We start from the raw sequence: 16,745 nt of genomic DNA on the forward strand, positions 1-16,745 counted from the left end.
CTATGGTCTTGTTGAACAATTGAATCAAATAGCTGTTAATATCTCTGTTGGTACTTATTACGAATGAAAATCGCAACAGAATTTAAAATAAACAAAATTAGTAATAAAACAATGATAGTTGCTGCAGCTAAATTTGCATATTCAGCAACTAATGATGCATCAATAGTCCAATAATATATTTGCATTGGTAGTGCAGTAAAGGTATCAAATATACCGTTTGGAAAAGGAATCAATAATGCCGGTATTCCCAATACTGTTAAAGGTGCTGTTTCTCCAATTGCACGAGAAAGTGATAAAATCGAGCCGGTTAGTATACTTGGTATAGCAGCGGGTAAAATGATTCTTCGAATTGTCTGCCATTTGGTTGCACCCATTCCATAAGAAGCCTCAGGTAAATGACCAGGAACGGCTCTTAAAGCTTCTTGAGCAGATACAATAAGGATCGGTAAAACAAGCAAGGCTAAAGTTAAACCACCTGCTAAAACCACATTTCCGAAATCCATTAATCGAACAAAAACGGTTAGCCCTAATAAACCATATACAATCGAAGGTACTCCTGCTAAATTAGAAATATTCGTCTCGATAAAAGATTGAATAATACCTTTTTTTGAATATAATTCAAGGTAGATAGCTGAACCAACTCCTATAATGAGTGTGACAGGAATAACAACTAACATCACCCATACGGTTCCGAGAATCGCCCCCATAATACCTGCAATATCAGCATTTGTCGATAAACGCCCCGTGATGAAATCCATGTCTATCCATGATAACCCCTGAAATAATACACGCGTTATTAATACAACAAGTACCACTAGTCCAAATAAAGTAGAGAGGAAAAATATAGACTTCCAAATGCTGTTTTTTCGCACACGTGCGTTAATCTTATTATTGTTGTGTAAGACTTCTAACTTTTCCATTAATATTCCTCCCTAAATTTACGAGAGATATATTTCGCAAGTAAATTCATGATCATCGTAAATACAAATAATGTTAATGCAACTGCATATAAACTGTAGTGTAAAGTAGAACCTGCAGGAGCTTCCCCACCAGAAACTTCTACGATATATGCTGTCATTGTTTGCATGGATTGTGTCAAGTCAAAAGTGAAATTTTTTGAACTTCCACTTGCTATCGTTACGATCATTGTTTCTCCAATTGCTCTTGATATCGCTAAAACGAATGATGCCATTATTCCTGAAAATGCTGCAGGAATAACAACTTTGATAGTTGTTTCTAATTTAGTTGTTCCCATCGCTAGTGACCCCTCACGCATTCCATTAGGAACAGAAGTCATGGCGTCTTCAGATAGGGATGCAATCATAGGAATGATCATAACCCCCATTACAATTCCAGGACTTAGAATATTTGTAGCCTCAACCTGTGGCCAAATGCTACGAATTAAAGGAGTTACAAATGTGAATGCAAAAAAACCATAAACAATTGTTGGAATACCTGCCAAAACTTCTAACAATGGTTTTAATATTCTTCTCACCCTATCTGAAGCATATTCACTTAAATAAATAGCTGACATAATACCAATTGGGCCTGCAACAAGGATTGCAACAAGAGACGAAATAATAGTCCCGTTTAACAATGGTAAAATACCAAATTCAGGATTTTGACTAAGTGGCTTTAATTCCGTTCCTGTAAAGAAATCTAATATCGGAACTTCCATAAAGAAATGTACTGCTTGACTGATTAGTGTATATAAAATTCCGATTGTAGTCAGAACCGTAATTGATGCGAGCAAGAAAAGAATAGTAGGAACTAACTTTTCCATATAATTGTTTATGCTTTTCTTTTTCTTGTTTTGGGCAATCAATTCACTGACATTGACAGCACTGTTTAAATTTGATTCGCTGTTCGTTGCCATTTCTTGGAGCACTCCTTCTTTAACTCACAATAAGATGAGAGCATAGATGCCCCCATCTTATTGAAGCCATTATATTGAAAATACTTTTAAATACTGTTCCACCATTATTGGATAGCTTGAATTTCCTCTAGTTGTGCTTGTTGTTCGTCATCTGGAAGTGGTGCAAATCCAGTTTCACCAGCAAACTCATTAATGCTTTCACCTACATAAACTGCATAATCATATACTTCAGGTTTTTCTTGAGCATTATTAACATTTAAGTATGTGAATACTGGACGAGTATAGTCAGCATAAGGACCTTCTTCTCCAATTGTTTCAAGAGATGGAACAACTGCACCATCACCAAAATCGATACCTACAGCTTGTACTTGATCCTGATTATTGTCATAGTATCCAAATCCAAAGTAGCCGATAGCATTTTTGTCTTCTGAAACTAGAGTTACTAAAGTAGAATATTCTTGTTGTAAATCAATACTATCTACTAGATCTTGTTCTTCTAAAATCACTTCATAAAAGAATTCGTACGTACCATGATTCTCGTTAGGACCATAAGTTTGAATTTCTTCATCTGGCCACTCAGAGTCAATTTCAGACCATTTTGTTACATTACCTAAGAAAATGTCCTCTACTTGTTCTGCAGTAAGTTCTTTTGCCCAGTCATTTTCAGGGTTAATGACGATTGTTAAACCGTCTAATGCTGTTTTAATTTCCATTACTTCGATTCCAAGTTCATCTGCTTTAGCTTGTTCTTCTTCTTTAATTGGACGAGAAGCGTCATTGAAATCTGTACCATCTTCCGCTAAGAACTTTTCGAAGCCTGCACTAGTACCTGCGCGACTTACTTCAACAGATACATTTGGTTGTTCGTTTACCATGTACTCTTCAGCTAACTTTGACATTAATGGGTACACAGTACCTGAACCATCGATAGCAACAGTTCCTTCTAGTTCATCTGAAACTTCTGAATCTTCTTCAGTAGAAGTATCTTCTGTTTCATCTGATCCATCATCTGTTTCACTTGCATTTGCTTCTTCATTGTTGTCAGTTTCTTCTTCTGAGTCACTTCCACATGCAGCTAACACCCCAATTGTAAGGATAGCTATTAAAGCTAACAACATGATTTTGAACTTGCTCATTTTTTGTTTCCCCCTATATAGACGATGTGATTTAGAAGCTTGTCAATTAAGCTTCTATTACATCATAACTCACAACTATTAACCTACTATTAACCCAATGTAAAGACATTGTAAATTCGACATTTTTAATGCAATCGAGACAAAGAATATACTAATAAAGAAATCCTTGAGTAGTTTAATCTAAAAACTATCTTCTTTTTCAACAATAAAAAAAATCGGAACTAGATTACTAGTTCCGATTTTTTATCCTCTTACTCATCATCGTTTTCCACTTGCTCTTGTTTTTCTTCGTCACTTTTATCTTTAAAATCATAGTATGCTTCAATAATTCTTTTACCAATTGCATGATGGACACTATGTCTGCTATTATTTGTCCCATTTTCAGGAACGATGACGGCAAAAGCAACCTCTGGATTTTCAGCTGGACTGTAACCGACTAATGATAAATTTTCAGTCTCATCCACTTGTACGAAGTCATCATTGACATAATCATATTTTGGTTTCTGTGCTGTACCTGTCTTACCAGCTACTTCATAAGGGAAGTTATTCCATTGGCTTTGAGCTGTTCCATTGGTAAATACACGTCTAAACCCGGTTTGTACTTGTTCTATATATTTATCGTCCATATCAACACGATTTAATACCTCTGGACTGAAGGACTCAATAACTTTACCTGGTGATCCATCTCCATTACCAGGTTCCCTGATTTCTTTAACCAGACGGGGCTTCATTCTATATCCGTCATTTGCAATAGTTGAAACATACTGTGCCAACTGTAAAGTAGTATACGTATCATATTGACCAATAGATAAGTGAAGCAAATTCCCCTGAGCAGGATCAACACCAGTTACACCACTTGCTTCAAATGGTAAATCAATGCCAGTTTCCACTCCTAGCCCAAATTGACTGTAATAATTTCTCATCGTGTCAAAGGCACTGTAATCAAAATTATAAAGAGGCTCTTCGTAACGATAAGTAGCTCCAGCTATCTTCATCGCAATTCTTGCCATATAGACGTTGGAGGATTCTTGGATAGCATGTATATCAGAAATGCTCGGCCCTAAGTCTCTGTGAGATTTAAATGGTGGTGTTGATTTAATTTTGATCATTCCATCAGCCATATGTGTGCCAATATCAATCACACCCTCTTGATAACCAGCTAAAACTGTCGCACCTTTAATGGCAGAACCTGGCTCATGAGAATCATAGATAGTTCTATATGCCTGATTAACATATTCATCGTTCTCATCATCATAACGTATACCAGATAATGCTAAAATATCACCAGTTTGCGGGTCCATTACAACAGCCAATGCATCCTTAAGGTAACCGGTATTGTTTGCAGGATTGTTTATCGCTGTACGAAGCTCTTCTTCAACTATTTTATCCACTTCAGACTGATATTCCATATCGACAGCAAGAACAAGGTCTTTTCCTCTTTCACCCTCAACGACAACATCAGAATTAATCACGTCTCCATTCGAATTCGTAGTATATTGTACTTTTTCCTTTCTTCCTCTAAGGACATGTTCATATTGTTCTTCAAGTCCACTAGTACCTACCCGATCATTCCATGTGTAACCATTTGATAAATAAAAATCGCTATTCTCACGAGGTATTCCTTCATCTGAGGATGTTAAATTCCCAAAAAAAGAACTTAATGTTCCATCATACAAAGGTTCTCTATCCCAATCAATTACTGCGTCTATACCTGACAAATCATTTAAGTGTTCTGCCACTTGAGCATATTCCTCATCCGTTAAACCTTCATTTACTACAACATGTGGAGATAATTCGTAAGCAGAATCTAGTTCTTTTTTAATTGCAAGTACATTCAATAGTTCGGGTGTCCAATCAAATTCATCCAAATGTTCTTCCGTAATTGCATCAAGTTCTGCTTGATACTGATCTCCCGTGTCAAGATTTTCCCTTTCTTCTTCTGTTAATAGGTCAGGAACTTCCTCTCTGTTTTTTAAGTACCAGTATTCTTTCTTATCACGCTCTCGAATTGTTTTATCAAGTTCATCATCATCTTTAATAATCGTTATATATTCTGCTAAATCTTCAGCTAACTCAAGCCGACCTTCTGCGGAATCACCGTTTTTTGGAGGTGTATAGGTGATCGACTTGACCGCTTTATTATCTAATATCAGATCATGATCACTGTCATACATTTTCCCTCTTGGTACTGGTTTTTCAGATGGAGTATTTTCTGTTTGATTAATCTGTCGCTGGGCTTCCTCCCCATTAAGTATCTGAACAACACCTAATTGTACAATTAACAATGAAAAAACAAGAAATACGGTCACGAATAATATATTTAATCGAAAAGGCAGTTGAGCCTTTTTCTTTTTTAATTTTTTCTTCTTCTTTTTTAAATCCGGATGCTGGTCCATCCCACATTCCCCCTAATGAAAAACATCCCATTTATTATAACATGATCCCAAAACCTTTACTATCTATTTACCAGTATAAATAGAGGAATCTGTTTTTTGTACGAAATAATAAGCAAATAAGTTACCGCCACCAATAGTTAATAACAGAATCGGAATCATGATTTTGGGGTCAACCAAAGAAACACTGATAATAAAAATCACAATCGCTGACACCCTGCCAAAGTTAACAAATAATTCCCTGATAATTATATACTCTATTCTAAAATCTCTTGCACCTTTTGCTTTTCCAATAATATCGTACGTCAATGAAATGAAAGGAACATTGAAAATAGGGTATGCAAATCCTACGACTACTCCATATACTAGTAACATCCAATAACCTGTCTGGAAAACAAATAGCCCAACACCTATATATAACAAAACTCCACCAAGTAAGATTGCATGTTTTCTATGTTCGACCTTTAAGAATTTAGTTACCATAAAATAACCGATAAACGAACACAATGAAACAGTTAAATTAAACCCGCCTAACGCAAATTCACTATTAGTTGCGATGTATACCCAAATGGCCACCATGAAAATAAATAATCCTTCTCTTAACCCTTGAAAAATATGAGCATACAAAATATTTCGCCAGTTTTGGTTAGTTTTTCTTTCAAACACTACATGCTTAAAGAAGAATTTTCCAGTCGCTTTTCTTTTCTTTAAAAAAAACGAACATATTACTGCAATTAAAAATAAAAAAAAGGATATAAAGAAAATCAAACTATATCCCTGGAAATTGTCAAGCCTCGTAATTATATAACCAGCAGAGAATGGACCGATCATCCCACCTAAGGATTGTAACGTGCCTAGAATTCCATTAAAAAAATCTCTTGTTTCAGGCTCAGTAACTTCGAAGGTTAATACATTAAATGCCAACCAATAAAAACCGTAACCTATCCCTAAGATAGCACCTAACACATAAGGAAAGCGTGAAGCGTTATCACCTGCTAACAAAACGGTCACATAGAAAATCGATAAAAAAATAACACCCGTTCTGATAATAATGGTTCGATCGACTTTCTTTGCAAACTTTCCAGCAATAACAAAAGATATTGGCTGCAGGATATAAACAAACAAATTATATATGGCGATATCAATATAATTTCCTGACTGTTTCCACAAGAAAATATTAACAAAAGTATTAGATAAAAATGTGGCTAGAGCATATAAACCACCTATTGTTAATAATAACTTTAGGTCTTTACTATTCGGCATTGTTTTTTTCGATCTTTTCACCATTTCGCTCATTATTTACACCTCACTACAATCTAACCTTTATTTTGGTCTAGAAAGTAGCAGATATACATTTATCAACTAAAGAAAGTCATTTCAACTTTATGTAAGAAAAGTGCCATGTCCAAATTAGAAAAAAAGGAAAGAACAAATACTAGGAGATATCACGAGGAAAAAAGCGTTAGAAGCTCAAAATAACAGGGCCATAGTTTTAAACCATAGCCCCTCATTTGATTTATTTTTATTATTTCGCTTCGTTATATAAGCTTGCTACTTTATCCCAGTCTACAACATTCCAAAAAGCAGCGATGTAGTCAGGACGTTTGTTTTGATATTTAAGATAGTATGCATGTTCCCAAACGTCTAATCCTAAAATCGGTGTTTTACCTTCTGAAATAGGAGTGTCTTGGTTAGGTGTACTAGTAATTTCAAGGTTACCATTATTTACTACGAGCCAAGCCCAACCTGAACCAAATCGACCTGCTCCAGCTGCTGCAAATTCTTCTTTGAATTTATCAAAGCTACCAAAAGCAGAGTTGATATTGTCCGCAAGTTCGCCTAATGGTTCACCGCCACCATTTGGTGATAGCAAAGTCCAGAACAAGCTATGGTTAGCATGTCCACCGCCATTGTTTCTAACTGCAGTACGGATGTTTTCTGGAACGGCATCTAGATTTGCAAGAATGTCCTCAATTGATTTGTTTGCTAAATCATCGTGACCTTCCAGTGCAGCATTTAATTTGGTGACATAAGTATTGTGGTGTTTGGTGTGATGAATGTTCATTGTCTCCTTATCAATATGAGGCTCTAATGCATCATATGCATAAGGTAATTCTGGTAATGTAAAGTTTGCCATGTTTCATTCCTCCTATTTTTTAATTAGAAAGTATAAAAATCTCTCTATGGCAAATGGTATCAAATCACTAAAATAAAATGCAAATATTTAGCATCTACAAGCTCATGTTTTCTTATGTCTTATTCATTAAATATAAAAAAACAAGCTTTTTATGTTAGCTTGTTAAAATGGTGGCTCGGGACGGAATCGAACCGCCGACACACGGATTTTCAGTCCGTTGCTCTACCGACTGAGCTACCGAGCCAAACGATATGATGTTTTTCTACAATGATTATGTATGGCGGAGGAGGAGGGATTCGAACCCCCGCGGGCCGTGAAGCCCCTGGCGGTTTTCAAGACCGCTCCCTTCAGCCGGACTTGGGTACTCCTCCGCAATGGTGGACCCTGCAGGATTCGAACCTGCGACCGATCGGTTATGAGCCGATAGCTCTAACCAACTGAGCTAAGGGTCCTTATAATATTTGTTATATGGGGCGACCGATGGGGATCGAACCCACGCATGTCGGAACCACAATCCGATGTGTTAACCACTTCACCACGATCGCCATCGTTATTTTTATAATAGCGGCGGAGGGGATCGAACCCCCGACCTCACGGGTATGAACCGTACGCTCTAGCCAGCTGAGCTACACCGCCAAAATGGCTCCACAGGTAGGATTCGAACCTACGACCGATCGGTTAACAGCCGATTGCTCTACCACTGAGCTACTGTGGAATGAAATTATGTAATCACTGAAGCGACATTTAATAATTTAACACAGCAAGATTTATTCGTCAATAGTTTTGTGTGTTTTTTTAAAATAAAATTTCTGGAAACCAGTATATTCAAGAATGAAACATGGAGGAAGCAGTCAGAAGACTACTTCCAACATGATCGTAATTAATGTTTTTCGCCTAGTACTTCATCAGTTATGTTGACAGCGTGGTCACCAATTCGTTCAAGGTTACTGATAATATCAGCAAATACAATACCGGCTGCACCATTACAAGCTCCTTCATTTAAACGAATTATATGTTTTTTGCGATATCTTCTTTCCATTTTATCTATTTCGTTTTCTTTTTGCACAACATTTAATGCTGCTTCTCTATCCATGTTTTCTAATGCCTTAATAGCCTCTTTCACTGTACTGATCGTTAAATCAAACATCTCGTTTAGGTCTATCATACCTTGCTCTGTAATATCAACTTTGTTAGATATTTTGTAATTAACTAATTCTGTGATGTTTTCAAAATGATCTCCAATTCGTTCAATATCACGTACAGAATTAATCAATGCTGAATGATTGTTACGTTCTGCTTCTGAAAAATTCGTACCTGATAATTCAACTAAGTAAGACGTTATTTCACGGTCTAAATTATTTAATGCTCCTTCTAATTGCACAGCCATTTCCGCATTTTTCTGACTGTTATTATTTAGGAACATACTTGTTTCTTCAAGCCCTTTAATCGCATATTTACCCATATGAATAACTTCTAATTTTGCCTGATCTAAGGCAACAGATGGTGATTGGTTAATGAATATTGGATCTAAATGCTGTGGCTTATATTTTACTGCTGTATCTTCACCTGGAATAATCTTAGTTACTAACAAGGCTAAAAACCCAATAAACGGAAATTGAATGATCGTGTTACTAAAGTTAAAAATACCATGCGCAAACGCTATTGTCATAGCCGGATTAAGATCTAACCATCCTTGTAAATTATCAATAAAGATTGTGTAGAACCCAAGGAAACTTACCACAATAACCGTTCCAATTAAATTAAAAATAACATGAGTTAGTGCTGCACGGCGAGCGGCTACAGTTGCACCGATTGAAGCGATGACTGCTGTTATTGTAGTTCCAAGATTATCCCCGAATAACACTGGCAGTGCTGCCTTTAGTTCAATAGCCCCTTCTGTCATAAGGCTTTGTAAAATACCAATGGTTGCACTTGAACTTTGTACAATTACAGTGAACACTGTACCTATCACAACACCTAAGATAGGTGTTTCTGACATACTTAGTGTTAAATCATGGAACATTTGAACTTCTCTTAAGGGCTTAAGCCCAGAGCCCATTAAATCAAGCCCAAAGAATAAGGAACCGAATCCGAATATCGTTAAACCAATATTAGATAATTTATTATTTTTTAAGAAAAATAACATAAGTGCACCAACTGCAAGGATTGGTAACGCATATTCTTTAATTTCAATACCAATAATGAATGCGGTCATCGTCGTACCAATGTTTGCCCCCATAATTACACCGATAGACTGTCTTAACGTCATGAATCCTGCATTTACTAAGCCTACTGTTAGTACCGTTGTTCCTGTACTGGTTTGCAATAGAACTGTTACAAAGATACCTGCTAGTACACCCATAAATGGATTACTTGTTGTCTTATCCAAGATTTCCTGCAAACGGTCTCCAGCAGTTTTTTGAAGCCCCTCTCCCATATACTTGATACCTAGAAGAAATATCCCCAAACCACCGATAAACTCAAAAATCATAGCTTGTACATTTACATCCAACAGTGTTCATCCCTTCTCACAAAACTTTGTCTTTCTTTAGTATGACCAATGTGTCGAAAGTATTGCTTTTTCTCTTTTTATTTTTCTATATCTATATAAGACAACGACAAAATTAGACAAATTCTTTCGCACACCATTCATTATTAATGATTTGTTGAGGATTTGTAAAGGACTTTCTTGAAAATTTACAAAACCTTAACAAACAATTTCATTATAACAATATTTGGACATAATAATAGTCTTTTTGACAAAAATTTATGATATTTTTACTTGAAGAACCTTCATGAAACTGCAAGTGTCCGAAGTCCGCGATAGAATCGTTTTTTGCTCCAAGGAAACGAGTGATAATCGTAGGAAGCTTGCTAAAGCAGATGTAGACTTATTCCTTGGATGAAAACGAAGTATCTTGCCGGAGTACTTGTACAAACTCATTTCGTTAGAGGAAAGTGAAACTAATCCACTTGATTAGATTATTATGACAAAAGAAAAAAGCCTGCTTTTAGTCAACAGACTTTTCTTTTACTATTTTTCTATCCTTTACTAGAATTTTTGTTCCGTCTACATCTACAATCTCCACTTCAGTATCTTTGGTGATCCATTTCCCTTGTGTAATTGCACTATATTCTTTCTCATCGATTAATACCATTCCAATCGGTCTCATATCCGTTGTCGTTATTCCCGTTTTACCGACTAATTCTTTATAGGATTGATTGATACTGGAGTACCCTGCTTCATCTGTAAGTTGATCAAACAACGTTATCTTTGTCCACATCTGACGTTTCTTAAAAACTTTTAAAAATCCAAACGAACTGACGCCACCAATAAATACACCAATAATTGCATATGAGCCAGCAATCCAGTTAGGAGCGGTGAATCCAACAGAAACGATCATACATACAAGACCGATTACTGCCAATGTTCCATCATTTAAAACTTTACCATCAATCACCATTAACATTAATCCAAAGAAATAAATAATAATCATGATAAAAAACATACCAGGATCTAAAAATGAAGCAAAATAAATGGTAATAAATCCAATACCTAAAAGACTAAAAATGCCTTTTGCATTGACGAGTAGTTCACCAATAAGAAAAAGTGTTGCTAGAGCAACGATGACAAAACTCATCCAATCAGCAGTTATCGTAAACATTTGCTCACCTCATATCGGCTTTTTTTTATCTATCATAACATACGATAAGAAGTATCGATTAGTTTCAAATTATTATTTTTTCTTTAAGATTAAGGTTTGATACTTCTCTTTTCTTATTTTAACCTTTATAATGGACAATGGTAATGAATTTCTGACACTGATTATTGTTGATTTAGAAGGTTCTAACAGCAATTTACCATTTTATATGTATGGAATTTTTGGAAACTGAATTAAAGGAGCGATTTTATTTATGGCTTTAATACATCGAAAAAATACACGACCTCTAAAAGTAGGAAATGTGATGGTTGGAGGTAAGGATGAAGTAGTTATCCAATCCATGACAACTACAAAAACACACGATGTCGATGCAACCGTTAAGGAAATTGAACGGCTTGAGGAAGCTGGTTGCCAAATAGTTCGTGTAGCATGTCCAGACGAACGTGCAGCTAACGCAATTCCTGAAATCAAAAAAAGAATCAATATTCCTTTAGTAGTTGATATTCACTTTAATTATAAACTTGCGCTAAAAGCAATTGAAGGTGGCGCAGATAAAATTCGTATTAACCCAGGTAATATTGGAAAGAGAGATAAAGTGGAAGCAGTAGTAAATGCTGCAAAAGATAAAGGTATTCCTATTCGAATTGGTGTAAACGCTGGCTCTCTTGAACGCCACATTTTGGAAAAATATGGTTATCCAACCGCTGACGGTATGGTTGAAAGTGCACTTCATCATATAAAAATTTTAGAAGATCTAGATTTTCATGACATTGTTGTATCCTTAAAGGCATCAGATGTTAAGCTAGCAATTGAAGCATACGAAAAAGCAGCTGAAGTTATTCCATATCCTTTACATTTAGGAATTACTGAATCAGGAACACTTTTTGCTGGGAGTATAAAAAGTGCTGCTGGTATGGGTGCAATTCTAAGTAAAGGCATAGGAAGCACCATGCGTATTTCTTTAAGTGCTGATCCTGTAGAAGAAGTAAAAGTTGCCAAAGAATTATTAAAAACCTTTGGCTTAGCATCAAACGCTGCAACATTAATTTCCTGCCCAACTTGTGGTCGAATTGAAATTGATCTTATCAAGATTGCAAATGAAGTGGAAGAGTATATTTCCACCATTAAAGCGCCGATCAAAGTAGCAGTACTTGGTTGTGCTGTAAATGGCCCAGGGGAAGCCCGTGAAGCAGATATTGGTATCGCAGGTGCTCGTGGAGAAGGTTTATTATTCCGACATGGAGAAATTATTCGAAAAGTACCAGAAGATACGATGGTAGAAGAACTAAAAGTCGAAGTAGATAAAATAGCTGAAGAATATATACAAAAACAAAAAGAAGAAACACAAGAAGTATAATATTTTAAAAAGGCAAGCCATTAAAGGCTTGCCTTTATTATTTATAACGGTATAAATATCAGCGAAATTAATATAGAAACAATCGCCGTTACAATAGCCGCATTACCTAGGGTATTGGCACCTTGTCGTCTAGAAATGAACCCTAAGACGATACCACCAATAGCCAGAATTAGTGGCCAAACAAAAAAGGAAGCTAATGCTAAAACTAAACCAGCCCAACCATATGCAGTATTGACATCTGACTGCATTTCGGTTTCTTGTTCTTCAGACTCAATCGGACGATTAAATTCATTTGCTGATAACTCAGCAGACGCTTCAGCTTCCCTCTTATATGCCTCATCTACTGAATATAATTCATCAGTATTTACAAATTGTTTCGACTGCGGTGCTTCATCGATATGTCCATTATCGATTTTGGGTGCATTCTCAACACGTCGTTGTGGATCCTGATGTTCTGGCATACTATAAACCCTCCCTTTCTTTTAGAGGTACATTTTTAGTATGCCTTATTTCATTTCGCTCTTACGTGGTAAATTCTACTTCCAATTACGGCGCGTATGCAACAAACTCTTTATATTTTTTGGCATTTGTCTGAATACGTGTGGAATATTCACTATTCGCATGGCCATTTTTTAGCTTATATTGCTCTAAGCCTGCCATACCACGGTGATAGGCTGTCAACGTTTCGTCCCAATTGTCATATTGATCATACAAATAATCAATATAAACTAAAGATAATTTTATGGAATAATACGGATCAAATAAAAGATCATCTTCATATGGCATATCCGCCATATCCGCTATCCATGGTGCTGTATTTTTCATAAACTGAGCCATTCCATATGCATGACCATATTTTGTTTCCGGACCAACTAATTCCGGATCAAAACTGTTGCCTGTTTCAATTTTTAACAGTTCATAGACAATAAATGGATCGATGCCATACGTTTCAGCTTCTTTCACTAAATAAATTGCCCATGGTCTCATGAATTTTCCGTCACTTTCATCGACCATGACTTCTGCTATATCAAAATATTTTGGCCATGTTTCATGTGTTAATTCAATTTCTCTTTGATTAGCCTGATTTAAGATATATTGAGCTTGAGATTCTACATTTTGCACCTCTTGCTCTAATTCGACTTTATCTTTCTTCAGTGCTTGCATTTCTGATTTATATGAATTTACTTGATAATAGCTCCAACCTACAAGCACCAAAGCCAATACAATGCTAATCCATTGCATCTTTTCTGTCATGTAACTATACACTCCTTTGTTGTCAAAGCATTGCTCGACATTGTAGTTATATCTACAGCGCTACATGTTAGCGAAAAATGTCGATTAATGCAAGTGATTCACACTCTACTCTTATTACCCTTATGCACAACACTTAAACATTATTGCATAAAATAATTGAAACAAAAAATAAAGGAGTTTTTTATGATGAACGGTTTAACGAAACGTATTATAATTAGTAAATTGAAGAATATCAGTGCAAAGGAAATAACGGAATACGCCCACAAATATCATATTTCAGTTACGGAAGATCAGGCGAAATTAATATCCAGCCATTTACAACGGAGCAGTTATGATCCAACGATTGCAGAAGATCGAGCACAAATGTTGAAAAAATTAGCTCAAATCACAGATATCAAAACAGCCAAAGCTTGCCAACAGCTATTTCACAAAATGATAAAAGAGTATGGGGTAGAAAATTATTTCAAATAATAAAGTATTATACTAACGAAAAAAACCCATTCCATCGTAACTGAAACGGGCTGATAATATAACTTATTTTATACATTTTTCAACTGGAATATACAACACTTATGGTGACAGTGAACTTTAAAGAGAATTCATCCATGGAGAGCAAGTATATTCCAGTTGCTTAATATTTTTGAGTATAAATTACTGATTTACAATATGTTCTTTCAAATCTGTAACAAAAGAACCATTTTTCAACATTTCGATCTCAAATTTATATGGAGGTTTTTTATTTTTCTTATCTTCTCCAACGTAAGGAGTTTCTAAAATCTTCGGCAGTTCTGTTAATTGATCATGATGGACAATTTTATGAATCGTCTCGAATCCAATATGCCCAAATCCAATATTTTCATGTCGATCTTTTCCTGCACCTTGTACATTTTTACTGTCATTTATATGAACTACTTTCAAACGATCAAGACCAATTATTTTGTCAAATTCATTTAAAACACCATCAAAATCATCCACAATCGGATATCCAGCATCATGGATGTGACAAGTATCCATACAAATGGAAAGCTTCTCATTATGTGTTACTCCATCGATAATTCTTGCTAGTTCATCAAAACTTCGACCAATTTCTGATCCTTTACCTGCCATTGTTTCCAATGCAATTTGAACATCTTGTTTTGGATCCAGTACTTCATCTAACCCTTCAATAATTTTGGCGATACCTTTATCAACACCCTCCCCAACGTGTGCACCTGGATGAAGTACGATTTGTTTAGCTCCAATTGCTTCGGTACGATCAATTTCATTCTTTAAAAAGGTTACACCTAGTTCAAATGTTTCTTTCTTTGTCGTATTTCCAATATTAATAATATATGGCGCATGTACGACAATATCATCAATACCATTATCCTTCATGTGTTGACGGCCTGCTTCGATATTTAACTCTTCAATCGGTTTTCTTCTAGTATTTTGTGGAGCTCCAGTATAAATCATAAAAGCAGTTGAACCGTATGATACCGCTTCTTCACTTGAACCCAAAAGCATTTTCTTTCCACTCATTGATACATGTGATCCAATCTTTACCATAATACCTCTCACCTTTTCTATTTTTTCTTATATTTATCTCTTTCTATTTTCTTCTTTACTTTTTGTTGTTGTTTTTTCATTTTTTTCTTATATCCTGGCTTCACTTTTTTCGGTTTTCTTATTTGTTGCCATGCTTTTTTCTCAACTTCATTTTCAACTCTTTCACGCTTTTGCCTTACATTCCATGCTTTAGCTTCACGCCATTCCCCTTTGACGACATCATAAAACGTAAAGGTTAATCCTTTTTTCTCTAATTTCTTAATAAGTGAAATATCTTCTTCATGGTAAAGGCTAATCGCTGTGCCTTCCATACCTGCACGAGCGGTTCTGCCTACTCTATGCAAGTAGAATGATTCTTCTTTTGGTAATTGCGCATTAATCACATGGCTGACACCTTTAATATCAATACCACGGGCTGCGAGATCAGTAGCGACAATATATTGATATTTCAACTGCTGAATTTCTTTTAGGACTCTCTTACGTTCTCGTTGGTTAAGACCACCATGAATGAGCCCAACTTCTAACCCTTTAGCCTGTAATTTTTCCGATAGTTGGTTGGCATTTTCCTTACCATTCGTAAAAATAATAGCTAAATATGGTTGAATCACCTTGGACATTTCAAAAATGACATCAGCTTCCTCGCGATGTCTAAGATCAATCAGACGATGTTCCAGCTTCTCTGGAGCTAAGCGATCATCAATGTTGACATAAAGCGGTGCATGTAAATACTTCTTGAGAAATGGCTGTAATTTTTCCGGAATAGTAGCTGAAAACACCATTACTTGAATGTCAGGATCTGCATTTGTAAGTATCCTGTCAATATCTTCAATCAGCCCTAATTCCAACATTAAATCTGTTTCATCCATCACAAAGGAATGGGCGGAATAAATATCTAATACACCGCCTTGAACTAAATCTAAAATACGTCCAGGCGTCCCTACTACGATATGTGGGGCTTGTTTCATTTTTTCAACCATTCGTTTTTTGTCAGTTCCACCAATAATTAACTTTGCACGCCAGACATCCTCATTTCCGGAAAATTGCATAATTTTCTTCACTTCATCATATATTTGAATTGCAAGTTCCCTTGTTGGTGCAGTGAGTACAATCTGTGTTCCGGATTGATTCATATCAATTTTATTTAATAGTGGGATTAAAAAGGCATGCGTCTTACCTGATCCAGTTTCCGATTGCCCGATAATGTCTTTTCCTTTTAAAGCCTCTGGAATGACTTTGGCTTGAATAGCAGTGGGCTCATTAAATCCTAACTTACCGATCACTTCATTCATCCAATCATCCAATGCATATTGTCTAAATAAATGCTTTTCCATGTTATTCTCCTTCTAGTTAACAATTATCTTTGTCAATTGTAGCAAATACCTTTA

General features: G+C 35.8%; 14 protein-coding genes and 6 tRNA genes. 2 read left to right on the forward strand and 18 right to left on the reverse strand.

Features of this window, described 5'->3' with window-relative positions; all coding sequences use genetic code 11:
- Positions 1-35 precede the first annotated feature (35 nt).
- From pstA to GI584_RS13260, 14 genes are all read right to left on the reverse strand, one after another.
- A complete protein-coding gene (pstA, locus tag GI584_RS13195) occupies positions 36-920 on the reverse strand; it encodes a phosphate ABC transporter permease PstA (RefSeq protein WP_153791503.1) in 885 nt (294 codons plus the stop codon).
- On the reverse strand, positions 920-1,876 hold the full coding sequence (gene pstC, locus GI584_RS13200; RefSeq protein ID WP_100360220.1) for a phosphate ABC transporter permease subunit PstC: 957 nt from the start codon (positions 1,874-1,876) through the stop codon (positions 920-922). The genes pstA and pstC overlap by 1 nt, the downstream gene beginning before the upstream one ends.
- Before the next feature lie 104 nt (positions 1,877-1,980).
- On the reverse strand, positions 1,981-3,012 hold the full coding sequence (locus GI584_RS13205; RefSeq protein WP_153791504.1) for a PstS family phosphate ABC transporter substrate-binding protein: 1,032 nt from the start codon (positions 3,010-3,012) through the stop codon (positions 1,981-1,983).
- 251 nt (positions 3,013-3,263) lie between these two features.
- Positions 3,264-5,408 (reverse strand): peptidoglycan D,D-transpeptidase FtsI family protein, encoded by a 2,145-nt coding sequence (locus tag GI584_RS13210; protein WP_153791505.1) that lies wholly within the window; start codon positions 5,406-5,408, stop codon positions 3,264-3,266.
- 63 nt (positions 5,409-5,471) lie between these two features.
- The gene (locus GI584_RS13215) at positions 5,472-6,701 is read right to left on the reverse strand and encodes an MFS transporter (protein ID WP_153791506.1); all 1,230 of its coding nucleotides are present in this window, start codon (positions 6,699-6,701) and stop codon (positions 5,472-5,474) included.
- 229 nt (positions 6,702-6,930) lie between these two features.
- Positions 6,931-7,542: a superoxide dismutase SodA gene (gene sodA, locus GI584_RS13220; RefSeq protein WP_153791507.1), complete on the reverse strand. Its 612-nt coding sequence runs from the start codon at positions 7,540-7,542 to the stop codon at positions 6,931-6,933.
- A 168-nt stretch (positions 7,543-7,710) separates the two neighbouring features.
- Positions 7,711-7,786, reverse strand: a tRNA-Phe gene (locus GI584_RS13225).
- 34 nt (positions 7,787-7,820) lie between these two features.
- Positions 7,821-7,913: transfer RNA gene (locus tag GI584_RS13230), tRNA-Ser, on the reverse strand.
- Positions 7,914-7,917: 4 nt separating this feature from the next.
- A tRNA-Ile gene (locus GI584_RS13235) sits at positions 7,918-7,994 on the reverse strand.
- A 17-nt stretch (positions 7,995-8,011) separates the two neighbouring features.
- Positions 8,012-8,087: transfer RNA gene (locus tag GI584_RS13240), tRNA-His, on the reverse strand.
- A gap of 17 nt (positions 8,088-8,104) precedes the next feature.
- Positions 8,105-8,178, reverse strand: a tRNA-Met gene (locus tag GI584_RS13245).
- Positions 8,179-8,182: 4 nt separating this feature from the next.
- Positions 8,183-8,257 (reverse strand) — tRNA-Asn (locus tag GI584_RS13250).
- Between the two features lie 165 nt (positions 8,258-8,422).
- The gene (locus GI584_RS13255) at positions 8,423-10,054 is read right to left on the reverse strand and encodes a Na/Pi cotransporter family protein (protein WP_153791508.1); all 1,632 of its coding nucleotides are present in this window, start codon (positions 10,052-10,054) and stop codon (positions 8,423-8,425) included.
- Between the two features lie 499 nt (positions 10,055-10,553).
- Positions 10,554-11,207 (reverse strand): NfeD family protein, encoded by a 654-nt coding sequence (locus tag GI584_RS13260; protein WP_100360214.1) that lies wholly within the window; start codon positions 11,205-11,207, stop codon positions 10,554-10,556.
- Positions 11,208-11,457: 250 nt separating this feature from the next.
- Between GI584_RS13260 and ispG the strand changes: the two genes are divergently transcribed.
- Complete coding sequence (gene ispG / locus GI584_RS13265; RefSeq protein ID WP_100360213.1) at positions 11,458-12,561, forward strand: flavodoxin-dependent (E)-4-hydroxy-3-methylbut-2-enyl-diphosphate synthase; 1,104 nt, start codon at positions 11,458-11,460, stop codon at positions 12,559-12,561.
- A gap of 41 nt (positions 12,562-12,602) precedes the next feature.
- On the opposite strand, the gene GI584_RS13270 is transcribed toward ispG, so the two are convergent.
- Both GI584_RS13270 and GI584_RS13275 read right to left on the reverse strand, forming a co-directional pair.
- Positions 12,603-13,022 carry a DUF4190 domain-containing protein gene (locus GI584_RS13270; RefSeq protein ID WP_153791509.1) on the reverse strand — a complete coding sequence of 140 codons (420 nt, stop codon included), beginning with the start codon at positions 13,020-13,022 and terminating at the stop codon, positions 12,603-12,605.
- A gap of 85 nt (positions 13,023-13,107) precedes the next feature.
- The gene (locus GI584_RS13275; RefSeq protein ID WP_153791510.1) at positions 13,108-13,815 is read right to left on the reverse strand and encodes a lytic transglycosylase domain-containing protein; all 708 of its coding nucleotides are present in this window, start codon (positions 13,813-13,815) and stop codon (positions 13,108-13,110) included.
- Between the two features lie 183 nt (positions 13,816-13,998).
- Here GI584_RS13275 and GI584_RS13280 point away from each other — a divergent pair, with 183 nt between their 5' ends.
- Positions 13,999-14,286 carry a DUF2624 family protein gene (locus tag GI584_RS13280; protein WP_228552241.1) on the forward strand — a complete coding sequence of 96 codons (288 nt, stop codon included), beginning with the start codon at positions 13,999-14,001 and terminating at the stop codon, positions 14,284-14,286.
- Between the two features lie 180 nt (positions 14,287-14,466).
- Here the strand turns inward: GI584_RS13280 and GI584_RS13285 are convergent, their stop codons facing one another.
- Together GI584_RS13285 and GI584_RS13290 are read right to left on the reverse strand one after the other, a co-directional pair.
- Positions 14,467-15,360 carry a deoxyribonuclease IV gene (locus GI584_RS13285; RefSeq protein ID WP_100360209.1) on the reverse strand — a complete coding sequence of 298 codons (894 nt, stop codon included), beginning with the start codon at positions 15,358-15,360 and terminating at the stop codon, positions 14,467-14,469.
- 17 nt (positions 15,361-15,377) lie between these two features.
- On the reverse strand, positions 15,378-16,691 hold the full coding sequence (locus GI584_RS13290; RefSeq protein WP_100360208.1) for a DEAD/DEAH box helicase: 1,314 nt from the start codon (positions 16,689-16,691) through the stop codon (positions 15,378-15,380).
- Positions 16,692-16,745: the final 54 nt, after the last annotated feature.

This window comes from Gracilibacillus salitolerans (genome assembly GCF_009650095.1).
Lineage (GTDB): Bacteria > Bacillota > Bacilli > Bacillales > Amphibacillaceae > Gracilibacillus > Gracilibacillus salitolerans.

Coding starts and splice junctions, on each gene's coding strand:
- GI584_RS13215 (WP_153791506.1), bottom strand. CDS start 6,701: ATGAGCGAAATGGTGAAAAGATCGAAAAAAACAATGCCGAATAGTAAA.
- GI584_RS13205 (WP_153791504.1), bottom strand. CDS start 3,012: ATGAGCAAGTTCAAAATCATGTTGTTAGCTTTAATAGCTATCCTTACA.
- GI584_RS13210 (WP_153791505.1), bottom strand. CDS start 5,408: ATGGACCAGCATCCGGATTTAAAAAAGAAGAAGAAAAAATTAAAAAAG.
- GI584_RS13290 (WP_100360208.1), bottom strand. CDS start 16,691: ATGGAAAAGCATTTATTTAGACAATATGCATTGGATGATTGGATGAAT.
- pstC (WP_100360220.1), bottom strand. CDS start 1,876: ATGGCAACGAACAGCGAATCAAATTTAAACAGTGCTGTCAATGTCAGT.
- GI584_RS13275 (WP_153791510.1), bottom strand. CDS start 13,815: ATGACAGAAAAGATGCAATGGATTAGCATTGTATTGGCTTTGGTGCTT.
- pstA (WP_153791503.1), bottom strand. CDS start 920: ATGGAAAAGTTAGAAGTCTTACACAACAATAATAAGATTAACGCACGT.
- sodA (WP_153791507.1), bottom strand. CDS start 7,542: ATGGCAAACTTTACATTACCAGAATTACCTTATGCATATGATGCATTA.
- GI584_RS13280 (WP_228552241.1), top strand. CDS start 13,999: ATGATGAACGGTTTAACGAAACGTATTATAATTAGTAAATTGAAGAAT.
- ispG (WP_100360213.1), top strand. CDS start 11,458: ATGGCTTTAATACATCGAAAAAATACACGACCTCTAAAAGTAGGAAAT.
- GI584_RS13285 (WP_100360209.1), bottom strand. CDS start 15,360: ATGGTAAAGATTGGATCACATGTATCAATGAGTGGAAAGAAAATGCTT.
- GI584_RS13270 (WP_153791509.1), bottom strand. CDS start 13,022: ATGCCAGAACATCAGGATCCACAACGACGTGTTGAGAATGCACCCAAA.
- GI584_RS13260 (WP_100360214.1), bottom strand. CDS start 11,207: ATGTTTACGATAACTGCTGATTGGATGAGTTTTGTCATCGTTGCTCTA.